Below are 13,569 nucleotides of genomic sequence, written 5' to 3'. Positions count from 1 at the left end.
TTGATTGTGTGAGTTATAAAATTATCCTATGTATTCAATTACTGTAATTAAATTTCACTACATATTTATTACTACCGATTTTCGCTACCATCTAGCCATTCATCTCCATTGGTAGGTGCACCATCATAACTTTTATGCCAGCTATCTAAACACCATTCCAATACGTTGCCATGCAGATCAAATAGTCCAAAGTTATTGGAAATCTTGAAATAACCTACAGGAGTTGTTTTCTGTAAATAGATACCTTTAGGTTCAGAGGCATAGACATAGCTACCATCGTAATTAGCTAAGTTGCTAGTAATCGTTTCGCCAAAGTGAAAAGGAGTTGTAGTTCCAGCACGACAGGCGTATTCCCACTCTGCTTCGCTAGGAAGACGATACTCGTGACCTATTTTTTGAGATAACCGATCGCAAAACTCAATGGCATCATACCAAGAAACATTAGTAACTGGATGTTTTTTTCCTCCTAAGTTTGAGGGACGAAGTTTGAGCTTTTGATGGACTTCTTCTTTTACACAAGCAATTTCTCTCCATTGTGCTTGTGTAATTGGTGTCTTACTCATCAGAAATGGTTTAACTGTAACTGAATGTTGAGGTCTTTCATTAGTGTATCGCTTGCCTTCAGATTCCGATGAACCCATTAAAAATTCTCCTCCCGGAATAACAACCATTTCTAACATTACCCCATTCCCTAAATCTTCGATAAGGCATTGAGTCTGCTTTGGATAACTACTAATCTTTTCACCTTGAGCATCTATTGTCACCGTTATAAATTCAAAGGCTTGAGTTCCCGGAATTGATGGGATAATCAACTTGGTATTTTGTTGTTCCTCCAAACCCTCTATCCCTTGCCTGGGAGTAGAAATTATAGGTAATTTCTGCTGCTGTCTAGTGACTTGTAACTGGGTTGGAAACTCTTCTAGATTGTTACTGTTGTTCGATTTATCGTCACGTTTGAATAGATAGCCATCTTGCACGCGCATAAAGATGACAGGGGTAGCAAAATCCCGTTTATGACATTGTGTTGGGCCCAAAGCGATCGCCCGTCGTCCATATTGAGCTGCAATATCCACCGGATCTCCTTGCGCTAACTTTTGATAAAACTGGCGAGAAAATCGACTGGCAGTAATATTAGTCACTTGATACTGCATTGCTACAACCACGGGAATATTTTGCTGAACCACCCTGGAGGCCACACCTACAAAAGCCTGGGATGCAGACAGCATTCCTCCTTCACAAGCTTGCAGCATCACTACACCAGGTCGGTGTTGATTAAACAGTTCGCTGAAGTAATCGGCATCAACCCACATCGCTTCCTCAAACGCTGGGTCAACAAACGCAATTTGCCCTATTTCCCGATTATTTTCGTTTACCAAACGCCCGTGACCGATAAAGTGGAAAATATGCGGCTTTTTTGCCAAAACTGCATCCACCGTTTCAGGATTAGCTGACTTGAGGATTGGCAATAATTCTACTCTATCTGCTAGTTCTAGCGCGAGTTTTTCCAAAGCCTCTTGCACTGGTTCGTAAGCGACTGAAGATAAATCTGGATCTTGAGGTGCAGAAATCGCCAGTGCAATCCTCAGCTTTTCATCTTTTTGTAACTGAATTGGAGCGGCTGGAATCCACTGCGATCGACGGCGAGAGAATGCCAAATCTGGAACCGTTCCGAGCCAAATTGTGCCTAAATTTGCTCGTGCAGGCACGCACATGAACTCCCAAGGAAGTGCAGCAATCTCAGGCATTCCCTGTTCATCAATGTCCAATTCTACTCGCAACAGTTGCTTTTCCTGCTGCACAACCAGGTGATAAAAATTCACAAAGTCTTGAAGCAGCCTATCATCAAATAGGATCTCAAACAAAACTTCTCCGATCGCTCGTGTTTGACTGGGACTCTGCAACTCATCATTGCGTGCAGTTGCTAGCATTGGTGTAATCTCTGCTAGCTTATCTTGATATCGGAATATTCCAGATGGTTCACCGAATGGTTCATGTTTATCATTCCATTTTTGTACCTGCACGCGCTCGTAGTTGGCAACACGAATTCGATAAGTCCAGTAAGCTTTTGTCATTGATATTTATGATATAATAGTGAATTAGTACCTGATTTTCTAGCCTTTAGTAGTTGCCTTTGGTAGAATTAGCGACCATTCTTTATTTGCAATTCGAGCAAACTGAATCGCAGCTTCATCTTTACGCCGCAGTAGATTCTTGAAGCGATCTGATAATTCGCTAAACACATCACGCACATCGGCAGTCAGCCACTTCATATTGGGTTCGGCCCAGGCAATCCCTCGCAAATTAATCGATTCTGTTCCTTTAGGCACTTTGAAAACTACTGCAAATTTTGCTGTTCCGACTTTTTGAATTTCCTCGTCTTGGATGCGCCAATAACAAGTGGAACTCCCGTCACCTACGGCAGTAACCTCAGCATGACTCAGTTCGTATTTATATTCAGGAAGCGCTAGAAATGCTTTGAGTTCATTCTTATTTGCTGCATTGGTTTTTAGCTCACCCGGAAGCAGATTTGTAAGTTCACCTAGCCAAGCGCTGTCTACTCCAGCACTCCATTCGAGGTTTCCATTTAGCCCGATGTCCATACCAACCCCAAAATTCATCACAGTTCGCCACTGCTGATTGGGAAAAATGCTCTGAATAATTGGCTCGTTACTACCTTTGGGATGGAAATCGAGCTGACAGATTAACCGCCTGAATTGAGCGCCGGGTTGGGGACGCAAATCCACTGTTAGTGTCATGTAATAAAAATCATACTGAGTCTGCATCTGCTGTTTATAAATGCCAATTAATTCAGTCCCACTTTCTTTAAATGTTTCCTCTGTAAGTAAGGTCAACCTATCTTGCGGATTGCCAAAGCTGACCTGAGTTTTCAATAGACTCTCAACGGCTGCTGCACCTGTACCAAGTTTTGTCCCTCCAGCTAGCGTTCCTTCCCACTTTTGCACCTCTTGAAGGAGGTCTGACAGCAGGGTATCGGTTTCTTGGATGTTAGGCAGGGATAGGTTATCGGTCATCTTAGGTATCTCTGGTGGTGATTAGCATATTTTACCTACAAGCAAGGTGATTTCTGGAAATTGTAAAAGTATCTTTATCATTGTGAGTTGCTGGAAACTGTACGTAGGAGCGATCGCCATAAATCCGCCACTCCTAGTATGCTTAAATAAGTTTAGACACCTACTAACTAGATTTAAACCAGTGAACTTTCAATCAATCATTGCCACCTTAAACAAATTCTGGAGCGATCGAGGCTGCCTGATCGCCCAATCCTACGACACAGAAAAAGGTGCAGGAACCATGAATCCCCACACCTTTCTCAGAGCAATTGGCCCCGAACCTTGGTCTGTAGCCTACGTCGAACCCTGTCGCCGCCCCACTGACGGACGTTATGGCGAAAATCCTAACCGCTTCCAACATTACTATCAATATCAAGTCCTGATTAAACCTTCTCCTCCTAACATTCAAGAAGTTTATTTAGACTCGCTGAGAGCATTAGGAATTCGCCCGGAAGACCATGACATTCGGTTTGTAGAAGACAACTGGGAATCGCCAACCCTCGGAGCTTGGGGTGTGGGCTGGGAAGTCTGGCTTGACGGGATGGAAATTACCCAATTTACCTATTTTCAACAGTGCGGTAGCATAGATTGTCGCCCGGTATCTATTGAGATTACCTACGGGCTAGAACGCCTCGCCATGTATCTCCAAGAAGTTGATGCGATGACCAAAATTCAGTGGAAAGATGGTATAACTTACGGTGATGTTTTCCTGCAAGGGGAAATAGAACAGTGTAGTTATAACTTTGAAGCTTCTAATCCTGAATTGTTGTTTACTTTGTTTGGATTGTACGAGCAAGAAGCTGAACAATTAACACAAAAAGGCTTAGTTTTGCCTAGTTTAGATTATGTGCTAAAATGTTCTCACACTTTTAATTTGCTTGATGCTAGGGGTGTGATTTCGGTGACGGAAAGAACTCGCTACATTACCAAGATTAGGAATTTGGCGCGCCGGGTTGCTCAGCTTTATTTGGAACAGCGCGAACATCTGGGTTTTCCTTTGGATAAAGCTGTGAAGGTTTGAAAAGGAAAAGGATAACGACACGGATACACGGATGAATTTAGTTGCGATCGTCCTCGACTCATACCAATTTTATAGGTCGTTGCATAGAATTCCGATCCCCCCTAACCCCCCTTAATAAGGGGGGGACAAGATTCCGCTCAAAGTCCCCCTTCTTAAGGGGGATTTAGGGGGATCGAAATATGTGCAACTTTTTGGGATTTTAAATTAATTCAATGCCTAATTATTCACAAAATAATACAGAAACAATTCCTCAATTGCGTGTTGATGGTGTAAGTTTGAAAACACCGATCGCCTCTAGCTACTTATTAGACAATATCTCGTTTGATGTGTACTCTGGCGATCGCATCGCAATTGTCGGCCCTTCGGGGGCTGGGAAAACTACGCTGTTGCGCTTGTTAAACCGACTCAGTAGCCCCACCAGCGGCTCGATTTATCTGGAAAATACGGAATACCGACAAATTCCGGCGATCGAACTCCGCAGACAAATCACCCTGATTCTACAGGAATCCAAGCTTTTGGGGATGTCGGTGCGAGAAGCATTGGCTTATCCTTTGAAGCTGCGGGGCGTCACTCCATCAAACATTGCTGAGAGAATTAGCGGGGCGATCGCACAATTACACATACCTCAAGAATGGCTCGATCGCACCGAATTGCACCTTTCCACGGGCCAAAAACAGTTAGTGGCGATCGCCCGCGGCATCATCCTGGAACCCAAAATCTTGCTTTTAGACGAACCAACATCCGCCCTAGACGCAGGAAAATCCGCCCATCTTTTGCAAGTATTGACACAGCTAACCAACGGCCAAACCACAATTTTAATGGTCAACCATCAATTAGAATTGTCCGAGCAATTTAGCACCAGAATTCTGCATTTACAGCGCGGAAAACTGATCGAAGACTTGCCATCTAATCAAATAAATTGGGTGCAACTGCGGCAAGATTTAATCCAAGCAGAAGCCGAAGCCCAACAAGAATGGTGAACAAGCTAAAAAATATTTACTTTGCATTTTTCCAACTCTTAAAACTCTTGTGGGGGTGGGCCGGAGAGCCCGCCCCAAAATGCACATACTTAAAACTCTTGTGGGGTGGGCCGGAGAACCCGCCCCAAAACAAACTCAATGACCGCCCCCACCACCAGCACCCGGTTTCACCTTTTTAAAACCCAAAATAGCAATCCCACTTAACAACAAAGCAATTCCCACAAAGTAAAAACAATCATTAAAAGCCATGACATAAGCTTCCCGACGAACCAGACCATCAATTGCCTGAATTGCTTGGTTATGCGCCACACTTGCATCAGCACCGCGACTCACAAAATACTGAGTCATTTGATTCATTCTCTCCTGCGTTGCCTGATTGTACAAAGAAACAGATTCCCCTAATCGATTCGAGTGAAATTGCTCGCGCATCGTCACCAAAGTTCCTAGGGCCGCAATCCCCATCGAACCTCCCAGATTTCGCATCATATTAAACAAACCCGAAGCAGAACCAGCCTCGTGTTTTGCCATACCAGCCGTGGCAATACTTGACAGCGGCACCATAATCAAAGGCTGTCCCATTGCTCGCACTAATTGCGACCAACGCAACTGATCGATGCCCGTCTCGTGAGTCATGCTGGCATTCATAAAACAACTCACCGCAAACAAACTCACACCGATGCCAATCATCAGCCGCGTATCTATTCGCTGCATCAATTTCGGCACCATCGGCACGAGGAATAACTGCGGCACGCCGCCCCACATAATCACCTCGCCAATTTGCATGGCATTATACTGCTGAATCTGACCTAAATACAGGGGCAAAATGAACACCGAACCGTACAATCCCACCCCCAAAGAAACATTCACAACAGTTGCTAAAGCGAAATTGCGGCGAGTCAATAATCGTAGGTTAATAAACGGTTTTTTTCTAGTTAGTTCAATCCAGAAAAAAGCGCCGAGAAATATGGCAGAAATTATGCTTAAACGCAAAACCAAATCAGAACTAAACCAGTCTTTGCGGCTGCCTTCTTCTAACACAACTTGCAGGGAACCCAGGCCGATCGCCATTGAGGCAATTCCCCACCAGTCGCCCCCTTTTAGTAGTTCGAGCCGCATCGGCGTCGGGGCGACGGCATACCACACACCTGCTAGCAGCAGCAGCCCCGGAACCAAATTTAAATAAAAGACATATTGCCAGCCGTAATTCTCCGTCAGCCAACCTCCCAATGTCGGCCCGATGGATGGTGCAAAAGTAGCTGTCAGGGCAAACATCGCCATGCCGACTGGTTGCTTTTTGGGCGGTAAATTTGTCAGCAAAAACGTAAAAGCCATAGGAATTAAAATGCCGCCCGTAAACCCCTGCAAAGCTCGAAAAACAATCATTGAATTCAAATCCCACGCCCAAGCGCAGCACATGGAAAAGAATACAAAGAAAGCGGCATTTACCAAAATGTAGCGGCGGACAGAAAACACCTGCGATAGCCAACCCGTCAGCGGAATTACGACTATTTCTGCGACTAGATAAGAGGTGGAAATCCAAGAACCTTCTTCTAAAGTTGCGCCTAAAGCTGCTTGGATATCTTTCAGAGAAGCGTTGGTGATTTGGATGTCCAAAACCGCCATGAAAGCGCCGATCATTGTTGCCATGACGCCGATCCAAGTTTTTAATGGAACGTGATCGTCGCTTTGCTGTTGGGGAATTGCACTGGTATTTGCCATTGGTTTTGCATCTTGTGTAATTAATTTGGATGTTTTAACCGCAGAGGGCGCAGAGGGCGCAGAGAAGGAGAGGGGATTAGGAAGGAGGGAGGTTTATCAATTGTTTAGGAAATTAAACCCATTTTTTGATAAATTGGTATGACTAAGTGTTTTAAAGCGGGCAACTGTTTGCTAAAAACTACCGCTGCTAAAATACAAATTATACCGCCAAGTATGACTGTGTTGGGAGATCCGATATAATTGGCCAATCCGCCGGCTACTAAATTGCCAAATGGTGTGACTCCAAAAAATGCCATTGTGTAGATGCTCATCACTCTGCCGCGTTTGTCGTCTTCTACAATTGTTTGCAAGAATGTGTTTCCGGCTGCAAATTGGATGATGAAACCCCACCCCACGAATAACATCATGATTAATGACAGCCACAAGACTCGGGATAAACCAAAACCGATCAGTCCGAATCCCATGACGGCGGGGGAAATAGCAATTAATTTGCCGATACCGACGACACTTTTTCGTCCAATTAAATAAATCGCGCCTGAAAATGCTCCGACTCCAGAAGCTGCCATCAAAAAGCCGAGGGTTTCTGCGTCGCCGTGGAGTATTTTTGTGGCAAAAATTGGGACTAATACTGTGTGTGACATTCCGGCGAAGCTGACTAATGATAATAAGAGGAGAATTGCTCTGATCGGCGGAAAGCCGAAGGCGTAAACGAATCCTTCTTTTAATCTTTGTAAGGGTTTTGTATTAGTTGCGGGAATTTGGCGCGGCTTGATTTTCATCGCTAATAAGCCTGCAATTACGGCGATGTAGCTTAGTCCGTCAATCAGGAAACAATAACTAGAGCCGATTGTAGCTATTAGCAAACCTGCAATTGCTGGCCCGATCAATCGGGCTCCGTTGAACATGGAAGCGTTGAGGGCTATCGCATTTGCTAAGTCTTCTTTTTTGTCTACGATCTCGGGCACGAAAGCTTGTCGTGCGGGTGCGTCAAAGGCGTTAATTGCCCCTTGAAAGAAACTCAATACTAGGATTTGCCAAATGTTCACGACTCCTGTTAGCGCTAAAAATGCTAGGGCTAAGGATTGAACCATTGCTAATATTTGAGTGGCAATTATGACTCTGTGCCGGTTCCAGCGATCGATTAAAACTCCTGCAAAAGGCAGTAAAATTAATGTGGGAATTTGACTGGTAAATCCCACTACGCCCAGCATCCAAGGTGAATCACTCAAATTGTAGACAAGCCAAATAGTAGCGACTTGCGTCATCCAATTGCCAATGAGTGAGATGCCTTGTCCTGCAAAAAATAGGCGATAATTTCGAGATTTGAGGGCCGGAGGAAGTTTTATGGATTTGATTTTTGCTTGTAGATTCATGTATCAGTACGGATCGATCAATCCTATTTGATTGGTAAACATTTTGTAGGTAGCGCCTCTGGGCTATTGATTTTCACAAGCGCCTAAAAACCTTTGTATTTATTGTTTATAGCGGAGTCTCCCTCGCCCTCGCATCCCCCAATCGAATGGGGAATTTAACTGTGTTGTGGGCTCCTTCTTAAGGTATAGAGGATGCTCGTTGATTTTGGAGTCCGATCGCCCAAAAATAATACTTTTGACGTATTTGTGGAGATTTGAGTATTCAGGATTTATGCACTCCCATCACAGAAACCGGGTTTTTTGGGGAATTTGCGGGCTGTTACCGCCTATTTTTCGACAAAAAACCCGGTTTCTGGCCGATCGCGGGTTGCTCAGAAACCGGGTTTTTTGGGGAATTTGCGGGCTGTTACCGCGTATTTTTGGACAAAAAACTCGGTTTGTGCCCTTTTCCTCACTCAATGCTTAACAGCCAAGTCCCCAGGTAACGCATCAATGGAACGTCCCCTGGGGTGCGGATGCGGAGGTTGAAATTGTACATTCCGCCCGGACTTGGGTTTCGGACGTTGGAGAGCACAACTTCAACGTTGCTACCTGCTGGAATTGGTTCTGCGGGATAAATTTCTATGAATCGATTTTCTTTGTCCCAGATTACTTCTTGCAATTCTATTGTTTTGTCTTTGACGCGCACTTTAATGTCTTTTTGGTCGAATTCGCCTTTGTAATAGTCTGGATAAGTGATGTTGAGTTGGGCGATCGCCAAACTTACTTTTTTGGAAGGAATTCGCAGCCGGTATCTGTCGCCATTCATCCCGGCTTTGCCGTAATCCAAGCGATAGTTTAATTGGTTGGCGCGTTCGGGGCCGCCGAAAATCGTGAATCCGGGCATCGACTGGGCTAAACTGATGGCGGGTAAGCCTGTCAGCAAACAACCTGTAACTGCTAGTGCTGAAAATAATCGTCTCATAATCGCTCCTCTGACCAAAATTACAATGGAACCTTAAATATTTACTGCGGGCAATTTGCAATGAATGCCTTTAATATAGCGACTGTTTTGGCAATTTCATGAGTGCGATCGCCCGAGTTCAATCAATTTTTTTTTGTGTAATACTGACAACTGACATTCAAACTACAGAATTAGGCAGCGTTTTATTTTATCATGCTCGGCTGCAAATTTAACAATTTAGCGAATTTGAATCTATAAGACAAGTTAAAGAAGCGAGTGTATTTTTGGCGATCGGCTTTAGTATCAACGTGAGAAGCCAGAAGCGATTTCAACCGCGGACTGGGAAAAACAGCCAGCGATTGAAATCGCGCCTACACAAACGATGTCCGCCTCCGCGGACTGGGAAATTTGAATTTCAACCTGCGTCGGCAGGTTTTGTCTGACTTTCTGGCGGTTTCAACCGCCCTGTCTCGTCCAGGCGCGGTTTCAACCGCCATGTATGCGTGCGGTTTCAACCGCCCTGTCTATGTCTAGAGTAAAGGAGAGTTAATGAAATTAGCGATCGCCAAAGAAGTCCAAGCAGACGAACGCCGGGTAGCCTTAGTACCCGACGCTGTAGCCCGATTAGTCAAACAAGGCGTCGAAGTTTGGGTAGAGGCCGGTGCCGGCGCAAAATCCTTTTTCTCGGATCTTGCTTACGAAGAAGCCGGAGCTCGTGTTATCGGTGATACCGCTACGCTGTGGGGCGAAGCCGATGTCGTCGTCAAAATCGGGGAATTGCAAGAATCAGAAGTTCATCAACTTCGCGAAGGAGGAGTTTTCATCGGATTTTTGAATCCTTTGGGAAATCCGGCTTTAGTGCAGCGGTTGGCAGATCGCCAAGTAACGGCATTCAGCATGGAAATGATCCCCCGCACCAGCCGCGCTCAAAGCATGGATGCACTGTCATCCCAGGCCAACGTCGCCGGTTACAAAGCCGTACTGATTGCAGCTTGTGCATTGCCGAAATATTTCCCAATGCTGACAACTGCGGCGGGTACAATCCGCCCCGCGAAAATATTGGTAATGGGTGTAGGCGTTGCGGGCTTACAGGCGATCGCCACAGCGCGCCGTTTGGGTGCAGTTGTCGAAGCCTTTGACATCCGCCCGGAAACCAAAGAACAAGTACAAAGCTTGGGTGCTAAATTCGTTGATGTCGAACTCAAGGAAGAAACAGTCGCCGCCGGTGGTTACGCAAAAGAGTTATCAGAAGCCGCCAAAGAATACACCCGCCAAGTCCTGACTCAACACGTCAGCGCTTCCGATGTAGTGATTACAACTGCTCAAGTTCCTGGCAGAAAAGCACCTATTTTAGTTACTAGAGAAATGGTTTCTCAAATGAAGCCCGGATCGGTAATTGTTGACCTCGCGGCCGAACAAGGCGGCAATTGCGAATGTTCTGAAGCGGGGAAAGATGTTGAATGGAACGGCGTTAATGTCATCGGCCCGATTAATGTGCCCTCGTCGATGCCGGTACACGCTAGCGAAACTTACTCGAAGAATATCTCGGCTTTAGTTCAGTTGATGCTGAAAGATCAGGAACTCAATTTGAATTTTGAAGATGATATCATTGCTGGTTCTTGTGTCGCCCGCGATGGCGAAATTAGCAACCAGCGCGTGCGAGATGCTTTGGCTGCTCAAGCATCCGTAGTCAGTTAACAGGTTTGTAGTAAGGACTGAAGTCCTCTCTCGTTACAATGCTCTACAACGAGTCATTACTGATTACCCATTGGTGTCAACAAACACGTCAAATGTGGTCAGAGACTGTTGTTTGGCGACCAGGCCCAGATCCCCCCTAGCCCCCCTTAAGAAGGGGGGGACAAGAAGCATTCAAAGTCCCCCTTTTTAAGGGGGATTTAGGGGGATCGAGACTAGGCAAGAAACGAGAGATAAAAAGGACTTTAGCGTTAAATTGACACCAATTACCAATTACCAATTACCAATTGTTATGGCAGAAGGATTGATTGCAGGTTTAGTGGTGTTTACTCTAGCGTCTTTTGTGGGATTTGAAGTAATTAACAAAGTCCCTCCGACGCTGCACACACCTTTGATGTCGGGATCGAATGCGATTTCGGGAATTGCGGTTTTAGGCGCAATTCTGATTTCGGGCCAGGGAAATGTGACTGTTACTTCGATTTTGGGGACGATCGCGATCGCCCTAGCCACAATTAACGTTGTTGCCGGTTTCTTAGTCACCGATCGAATGCTGCAAATGTTCAAGAAAAAAGAGGTTAAAGCGTGAGCGATTTTCTGCCCAGTGGCATTCAGCTAGGCTATCTAGTGGCCGCATCTTTATTTATCGTCGGTTTGAAACAATTGGGTTCCCCGGCTACTGCGCGTCAAGGAAACGTGTTAGCTGCGATCGGGATGTTTATTGCGATCGTCGGTACTTTACTCGAAAAGCAAGTTATCAGCTACGAATTGATTGCAGTCGGCATCATCATCGGTTCCATTGTGGGAACAATTATGGCGAAAACCGTCGCAATGACGGATATGCCGCAGATGGTGGGTTTGCTTAACGGTTTCGGGGGCGCGGCTTCTGCACTTGTTGCTGTGGGCGAATTCTGGCGCTATCTCAGCATCTCGCAATCGCCTGCGCCCGATACGACGATTACGATCCTTTTGGGCGTGTTAATCGGCGGAATTACCTTTACTGGTAGCCTTGTGGCGTTTGCAAAACTGCAAGAATTGCTACCGGGTGCTCCGATTTCGTTTCCGCTGCAACAGCCGTTTAATGCTTTACTGGCGATCGCGCTTTTAGCCGGCAGCGGTTATATGGTGTTTCACCCGGATAATGTGCCGGTATTCCTAGGTTTGGTGGCGATTTCCAATATTCTGGGGATCATGTTTGTGCTGCCGATTGGGGGCGGTGATATGCCCGTGGTGGTGTCGCTGCTTAACTCCTATTCGGGGATTGCGGCGAGTGTGGCTGGGTTCATTTTGATGAACAATATGCTGATTATTGCTGGGGCACTTGTGGGCGCGTCGGGAATCATTTTGACGCAGATCATGTGTAAGGCGATGAATCGATCGATCTCTAGCGTGTTGTTTGGCGCGTTTGGTGGCGGTGGCGGCGGTGCGACTGCTGGGGCTGTTGCTGGTGGGGCGATCGACAAAACTGTTCGCAGCATCAATCTCGAAGAAAGTGCGATGATGTTAGGCTATGCGCGATCGGTGGTAATTATTCCGGGTTACGGGATGGCTGTAGCGCAAGCACAGCACGCCGTGCGCGAGTTAGCCGACGGTTTGGAAAAAATGGGTGTTGACGTGAAATACGCAATTCACCCGGTGGCTGGGCGGATGCCGGGGCACATGAATGTGTTGTTGGCGGAAGCAAATGTGCCTTATCCGCAGTTGTACGATATGGACGATATCAACCCGCAATTTGACGAAACCGATGTTGCTTTGGTAATCGGGGCGAATGATGTGGTGAATCCGGCGGCGCGCCACGATACGGCGAGCCCGATTTACGGGATGCCGATTTTGGAGGTTGATAGGGCTAAGCATACGATCGTGATTAAGCGCGGGATGAGTGCTGGTTTTTCGGGTGTTGACAATGAGTTGTTTTATAAGGATAAGACGATGATGTTGTTTGGTAGCGCTAAGGATGTGGTTGCGAAGTTGGTTGCTGAGGTGAAGCAATTGTAGGATTTTTGCGATCGCAGATGAACGCGGATTAACGCAGATGATAAAACCCGGTTTCTTCAAGAAGAAACCGGGTTTTTTGTTGTGATTTAGTTTTGATATCAATACTCTTCAGTCGGCGGAGGCCGACTTCGTTTGTGTAGTCGCGATTTCAATCGCCGAGTATCAACCGATTCTTTACTTCCGAAGGATCTGCTGTCTCAAAAAATAGTTCGAGCGCCTCGATCAGATTCCGTCTGGCTTCTTCTATATTGTCACCTTGGCTGGCAATATCAAGTTCTGCGCAAAGGGATACATATCCGTCGCCTTCTCGTTCAATGATTGCTGTAAACTGTTGTGTTGACTTCATAATTTGAAGTGGCGGACTGCCAAGCTCAAACAATTATAGTTTTACTTAAGATTATATCACATCTTTCGCTGTTCGGTGGAGAGGTCGATCGCCCTATGCCATGCTAGCTTGGTTTAAATAGTCACGGGCGATCGGTGCTAGTCAAATATACCTGCGAACAGAGATTTTTAAATATAATAAAATCCTAAAGAATTAATAGAACTGCAAAAATTGTACTAACCTTAGAGCTAAAGTCAATTAAATTAAAAACTTTTCAACTATGTCAGATCAACCTTTTAACATCCGCCAACCAGGGGGAACGCATCTTATTGAACACTGTTCATCAGTGATGAGTATATTTTAAGATAAATTTACCATTGTTAGAAGCTACAAACACACTTTGTAATGACTTTTAAGAGAAAAGAGGAACTAATTAATGGTGATTTTTAC

Annotated in this window: 11 protein-coding genes; 5 read left to right on the top strand and 6 right to left on the bottom strand. The window is 45.6% G+C overall.

What is annotated here, in order from left to right; all coding sequences use genetic code 11:
* Positions 1 to 71: 71 nt before the first annotated feature.
* On the bottom strand, positions 72 to 2,072 hold the full coding sequence (locus QUB52_RS27095; protein WP_332975421.1) for an SUMF1/EgtB/PvdO family nonheme iron enzyme: 2,001 nt from the start codon (positions 2,070 to 2,072) through the stop codon (positions 72 to 74).
* A gap of 39 nt (positions 2,073 to 2,111) precedes the next feature.
* Positions 2,112 to 3,032, bottom strand: a complete 921-nt coding sequence (locus tag QUB52_RS27090; protein ID WP_332975420.1) for a hypothetical protein — start codon at positions 3,030 to 3,032, stop codon at positions 2,112 to 2,114.
* A 181-nt stretch (positions 3,033 to 3,213) separates the two neighbouring features.
* Between QUB52_RS27090 and glyQ the strand changes: the two genes are divergently transcribed.
* Positions 3,214 to 4,092, top strand: a complete 879-nt coding sequence (glyQ, locus tag QUB52_RS27085) for a glycine--tRNA ligase subunit alpha (protein ID WP_332975419.1) — start codon at positions 3,214 to 3,216, stop codon at positions 4,090 to 4,092.
* Between the two features lie 212 nt (positions 4,093 to 4,304).
* Positions 4,305 to 5,072: an ABC transporter ATP-binding protein gene (locus tag QUB52_RS27080; RefSeq protein ID WP_332975418.1), complete on the top strand. Its 768-nt coding sequence runs from the start codon at positions 4,305 to 4,307 to the stop codon at positions 5,070 to 5,072.
* 135 nt (positions 5,073 to 5,207) lie between these two features.
* Here QUB52_RS27080 and QUB52_RS27075 read toward each other — a convergent pair whose 3' ends face one another.
* The 3 genes from QUB52_RS27075 to QUB52_RS27065 all read right to left on the bottom strand — a co-directional run bounded on the left by QUB52_RS27075 (position 5,208) and on the right by QUB52_RS27065 (position 9,128).
* Entirely contained in the window at positions 5,208 to 6,791 is a 1,584-nt protein-coding gene (locus QUB52_RS27075; RefSeq protein WP_332975417.1) for an MDR family MFS transporter, read from the bottom strand.
* 104 nt (positions 6,792 to 6,895) lie between these two features.
* A complete protein-coding gene (locus tag QUB52_RS27070) occupies positions 6,896 to 8,164 on the bottom strand; it encodes an MFS transporter (protein ID WP_332975416.1) in 1,269 nt (422 codons plus the stop codon).
* 451 nt (positions 8,165 to 8,615) lie between these two features.
* Complete coding sequence (locus tag QUB52_RS27065) at positions 8,616 to 9,128, bottom strand: DUF2808 domain-containing protein (protein ID WP_332975415.1); 513 nt, start codon at positions 9,126 to 9,128, stop codon at positions 8,616 to 8,618.
* Between the two features lie 528 nt (positions 9,129 to 9,656).
* Here QUB52_RS27065 and QUB52_RS27060 point away from each other — a divergent pair.
* The 3 genes from QUB52_RS27060 to QUB52_RS27050 all read left to right on the top strand — a co-directional run bounded on the left by QUB52_RS27060 (position 9,657) and on the right by QUB52_RS27050 (position 12,794).
* On the top strand, positions 9,657 to 10,805 hold the full coding sequence (locus QUB52_RS27060) for a Re/Si-specific NAD(P)(+) transhydrogenase subunit alpha (protein ID WP_332975414.1): 1,149 nt from the start codon (positions 9,657 to 9,659) through the stop codon (positions 10,803 to 10,805).
* Positions 10,806 to 11,094: 289 nt separating this feature from the next.
* Positions 11,095 to 11,388: an NAD(P) transhydrogenase subunit alpha gene (locus QUB52_RS27055; RefSeq protein ID WP_106150865.1), complete on the top strand. Its 294-nt coding sequence runs from the start codon at positions 11,095 to 11,097 to the stop codon at positions 11,386 to 11,388.
* Positions 11,385 to 12,794: an NAD(P)(+) transhydrogenase (Re/Si-specific) subunit beta gene (locus tag QUB52_RS27050; protein WP_332975413.1), complete on the top strand. Its 1,410-nt coding sequence runs from the start codon at positions 11,385 to 11,387 to the stop codon at positions 12,792 to 12,794. The genes QUB52_RS27055 and QUB52_RS27050 overlap by 4 nt, the downstream gene beginning before the upstream one ends.
* Positions 12,795 to 12,942: 148 nt before the next feature.
* Here QUB52_RS27050 and QUB52_RS27045 read toward each other — a convergent pair whose 3' ends face one another.
* On the bottom strand, positions 12,943 to 13,140 hold the full coding sequence (locus QUB52_RS27045; RefSeq protein WP_332975412.1) for a type II toxin-antitoxin system HicB family antitoxin: 198 nt from the start codon (positions 13,138 to 13,140) through the stop codon (positions 12,943 to 12,945).
* Positions 13,141 to 13,569 lie beyond the last annotated feature (429 nt).

The organism is Microcoleus sp. A6-C6 (assembly GCF_036705955.1).
Taxonomy (GTDB): domain Bacteria; phylum Cyanobacteriota; class Cyanobacteriia; order Cyanobacteriales; family Microcoleaceae; genus Microcoleus.
This window is presented reverse-complemented; position numbering and strand designations above follow the sequence as displayed.

Excerpts from the sequence above, each read along its gene's own strand:
- QUB52_RS27090 (WP_332975420.1), bottom strand. The coding sequence starts at position 3,032 with ATGACCGATAACCTATCCCTGCCTAACATCCAAGAAACCGATACCCTG.
- QUB52_RS27055 (WP_106150865.1), top strand. The coding sequence starts at position 11,095 with ATGGCAGAAGGATTGATTGCAGGTTTAGTGGTGTTTACTCTAGCGTCT.
- QUB52_RS27095 (WP_332975421.1), bottom strand. The coding sequence starts at position 2,072 with ATGACAAAAGCTTACTGGACTTATCGAATTCGTGTTGCCAACTACGAG.
- QUB52_RS27060 (WP_332975414.1), top strand. The coding sequence starts at position 9,657 with ATGAAATTAGCGATCGCCAAAGAAGTCCAAGCAGACGAACGCCGGGTA.
- QUB52_RS27080 (WP_332975418.1), top strand. The coding sequence starts at position 4,305 with ATGCCTAATTATTCACAAAATAATACAGAAACAATTCCTCAATTGCGT.
- QUB52_RS27045 (WP_332975412.1), bottom strand. The coding sequence starts at position 13,140 with ATGAAGTCAACACAACAGTTTACAGCAATCATTGAACGAGAAGGCGAC.
- QUB52_RS27070 (WP_332975416.1), bottom strand. The coding sequence starts at position 8,164 with ATGAATCTACAAGCAAAAATCAAATCCATAAAACTTCCTCCGGCCCTC.
- QUB52_RS27065 (WP_332975415.1), bottom strand. The coding sequence starts at position 9,128 with ATGAGACGATTATTTTCAGCACTAGCAGTTACAGGTTGTTTGCTGACA.
- QUB52_RS27075 (WP_332975417.1), bottom strand. The coding sequence starts at position 6,791 with ATGGCAAATACCAGTGCAATTCCCCAACAGCAAAGCGACGATCACGTT.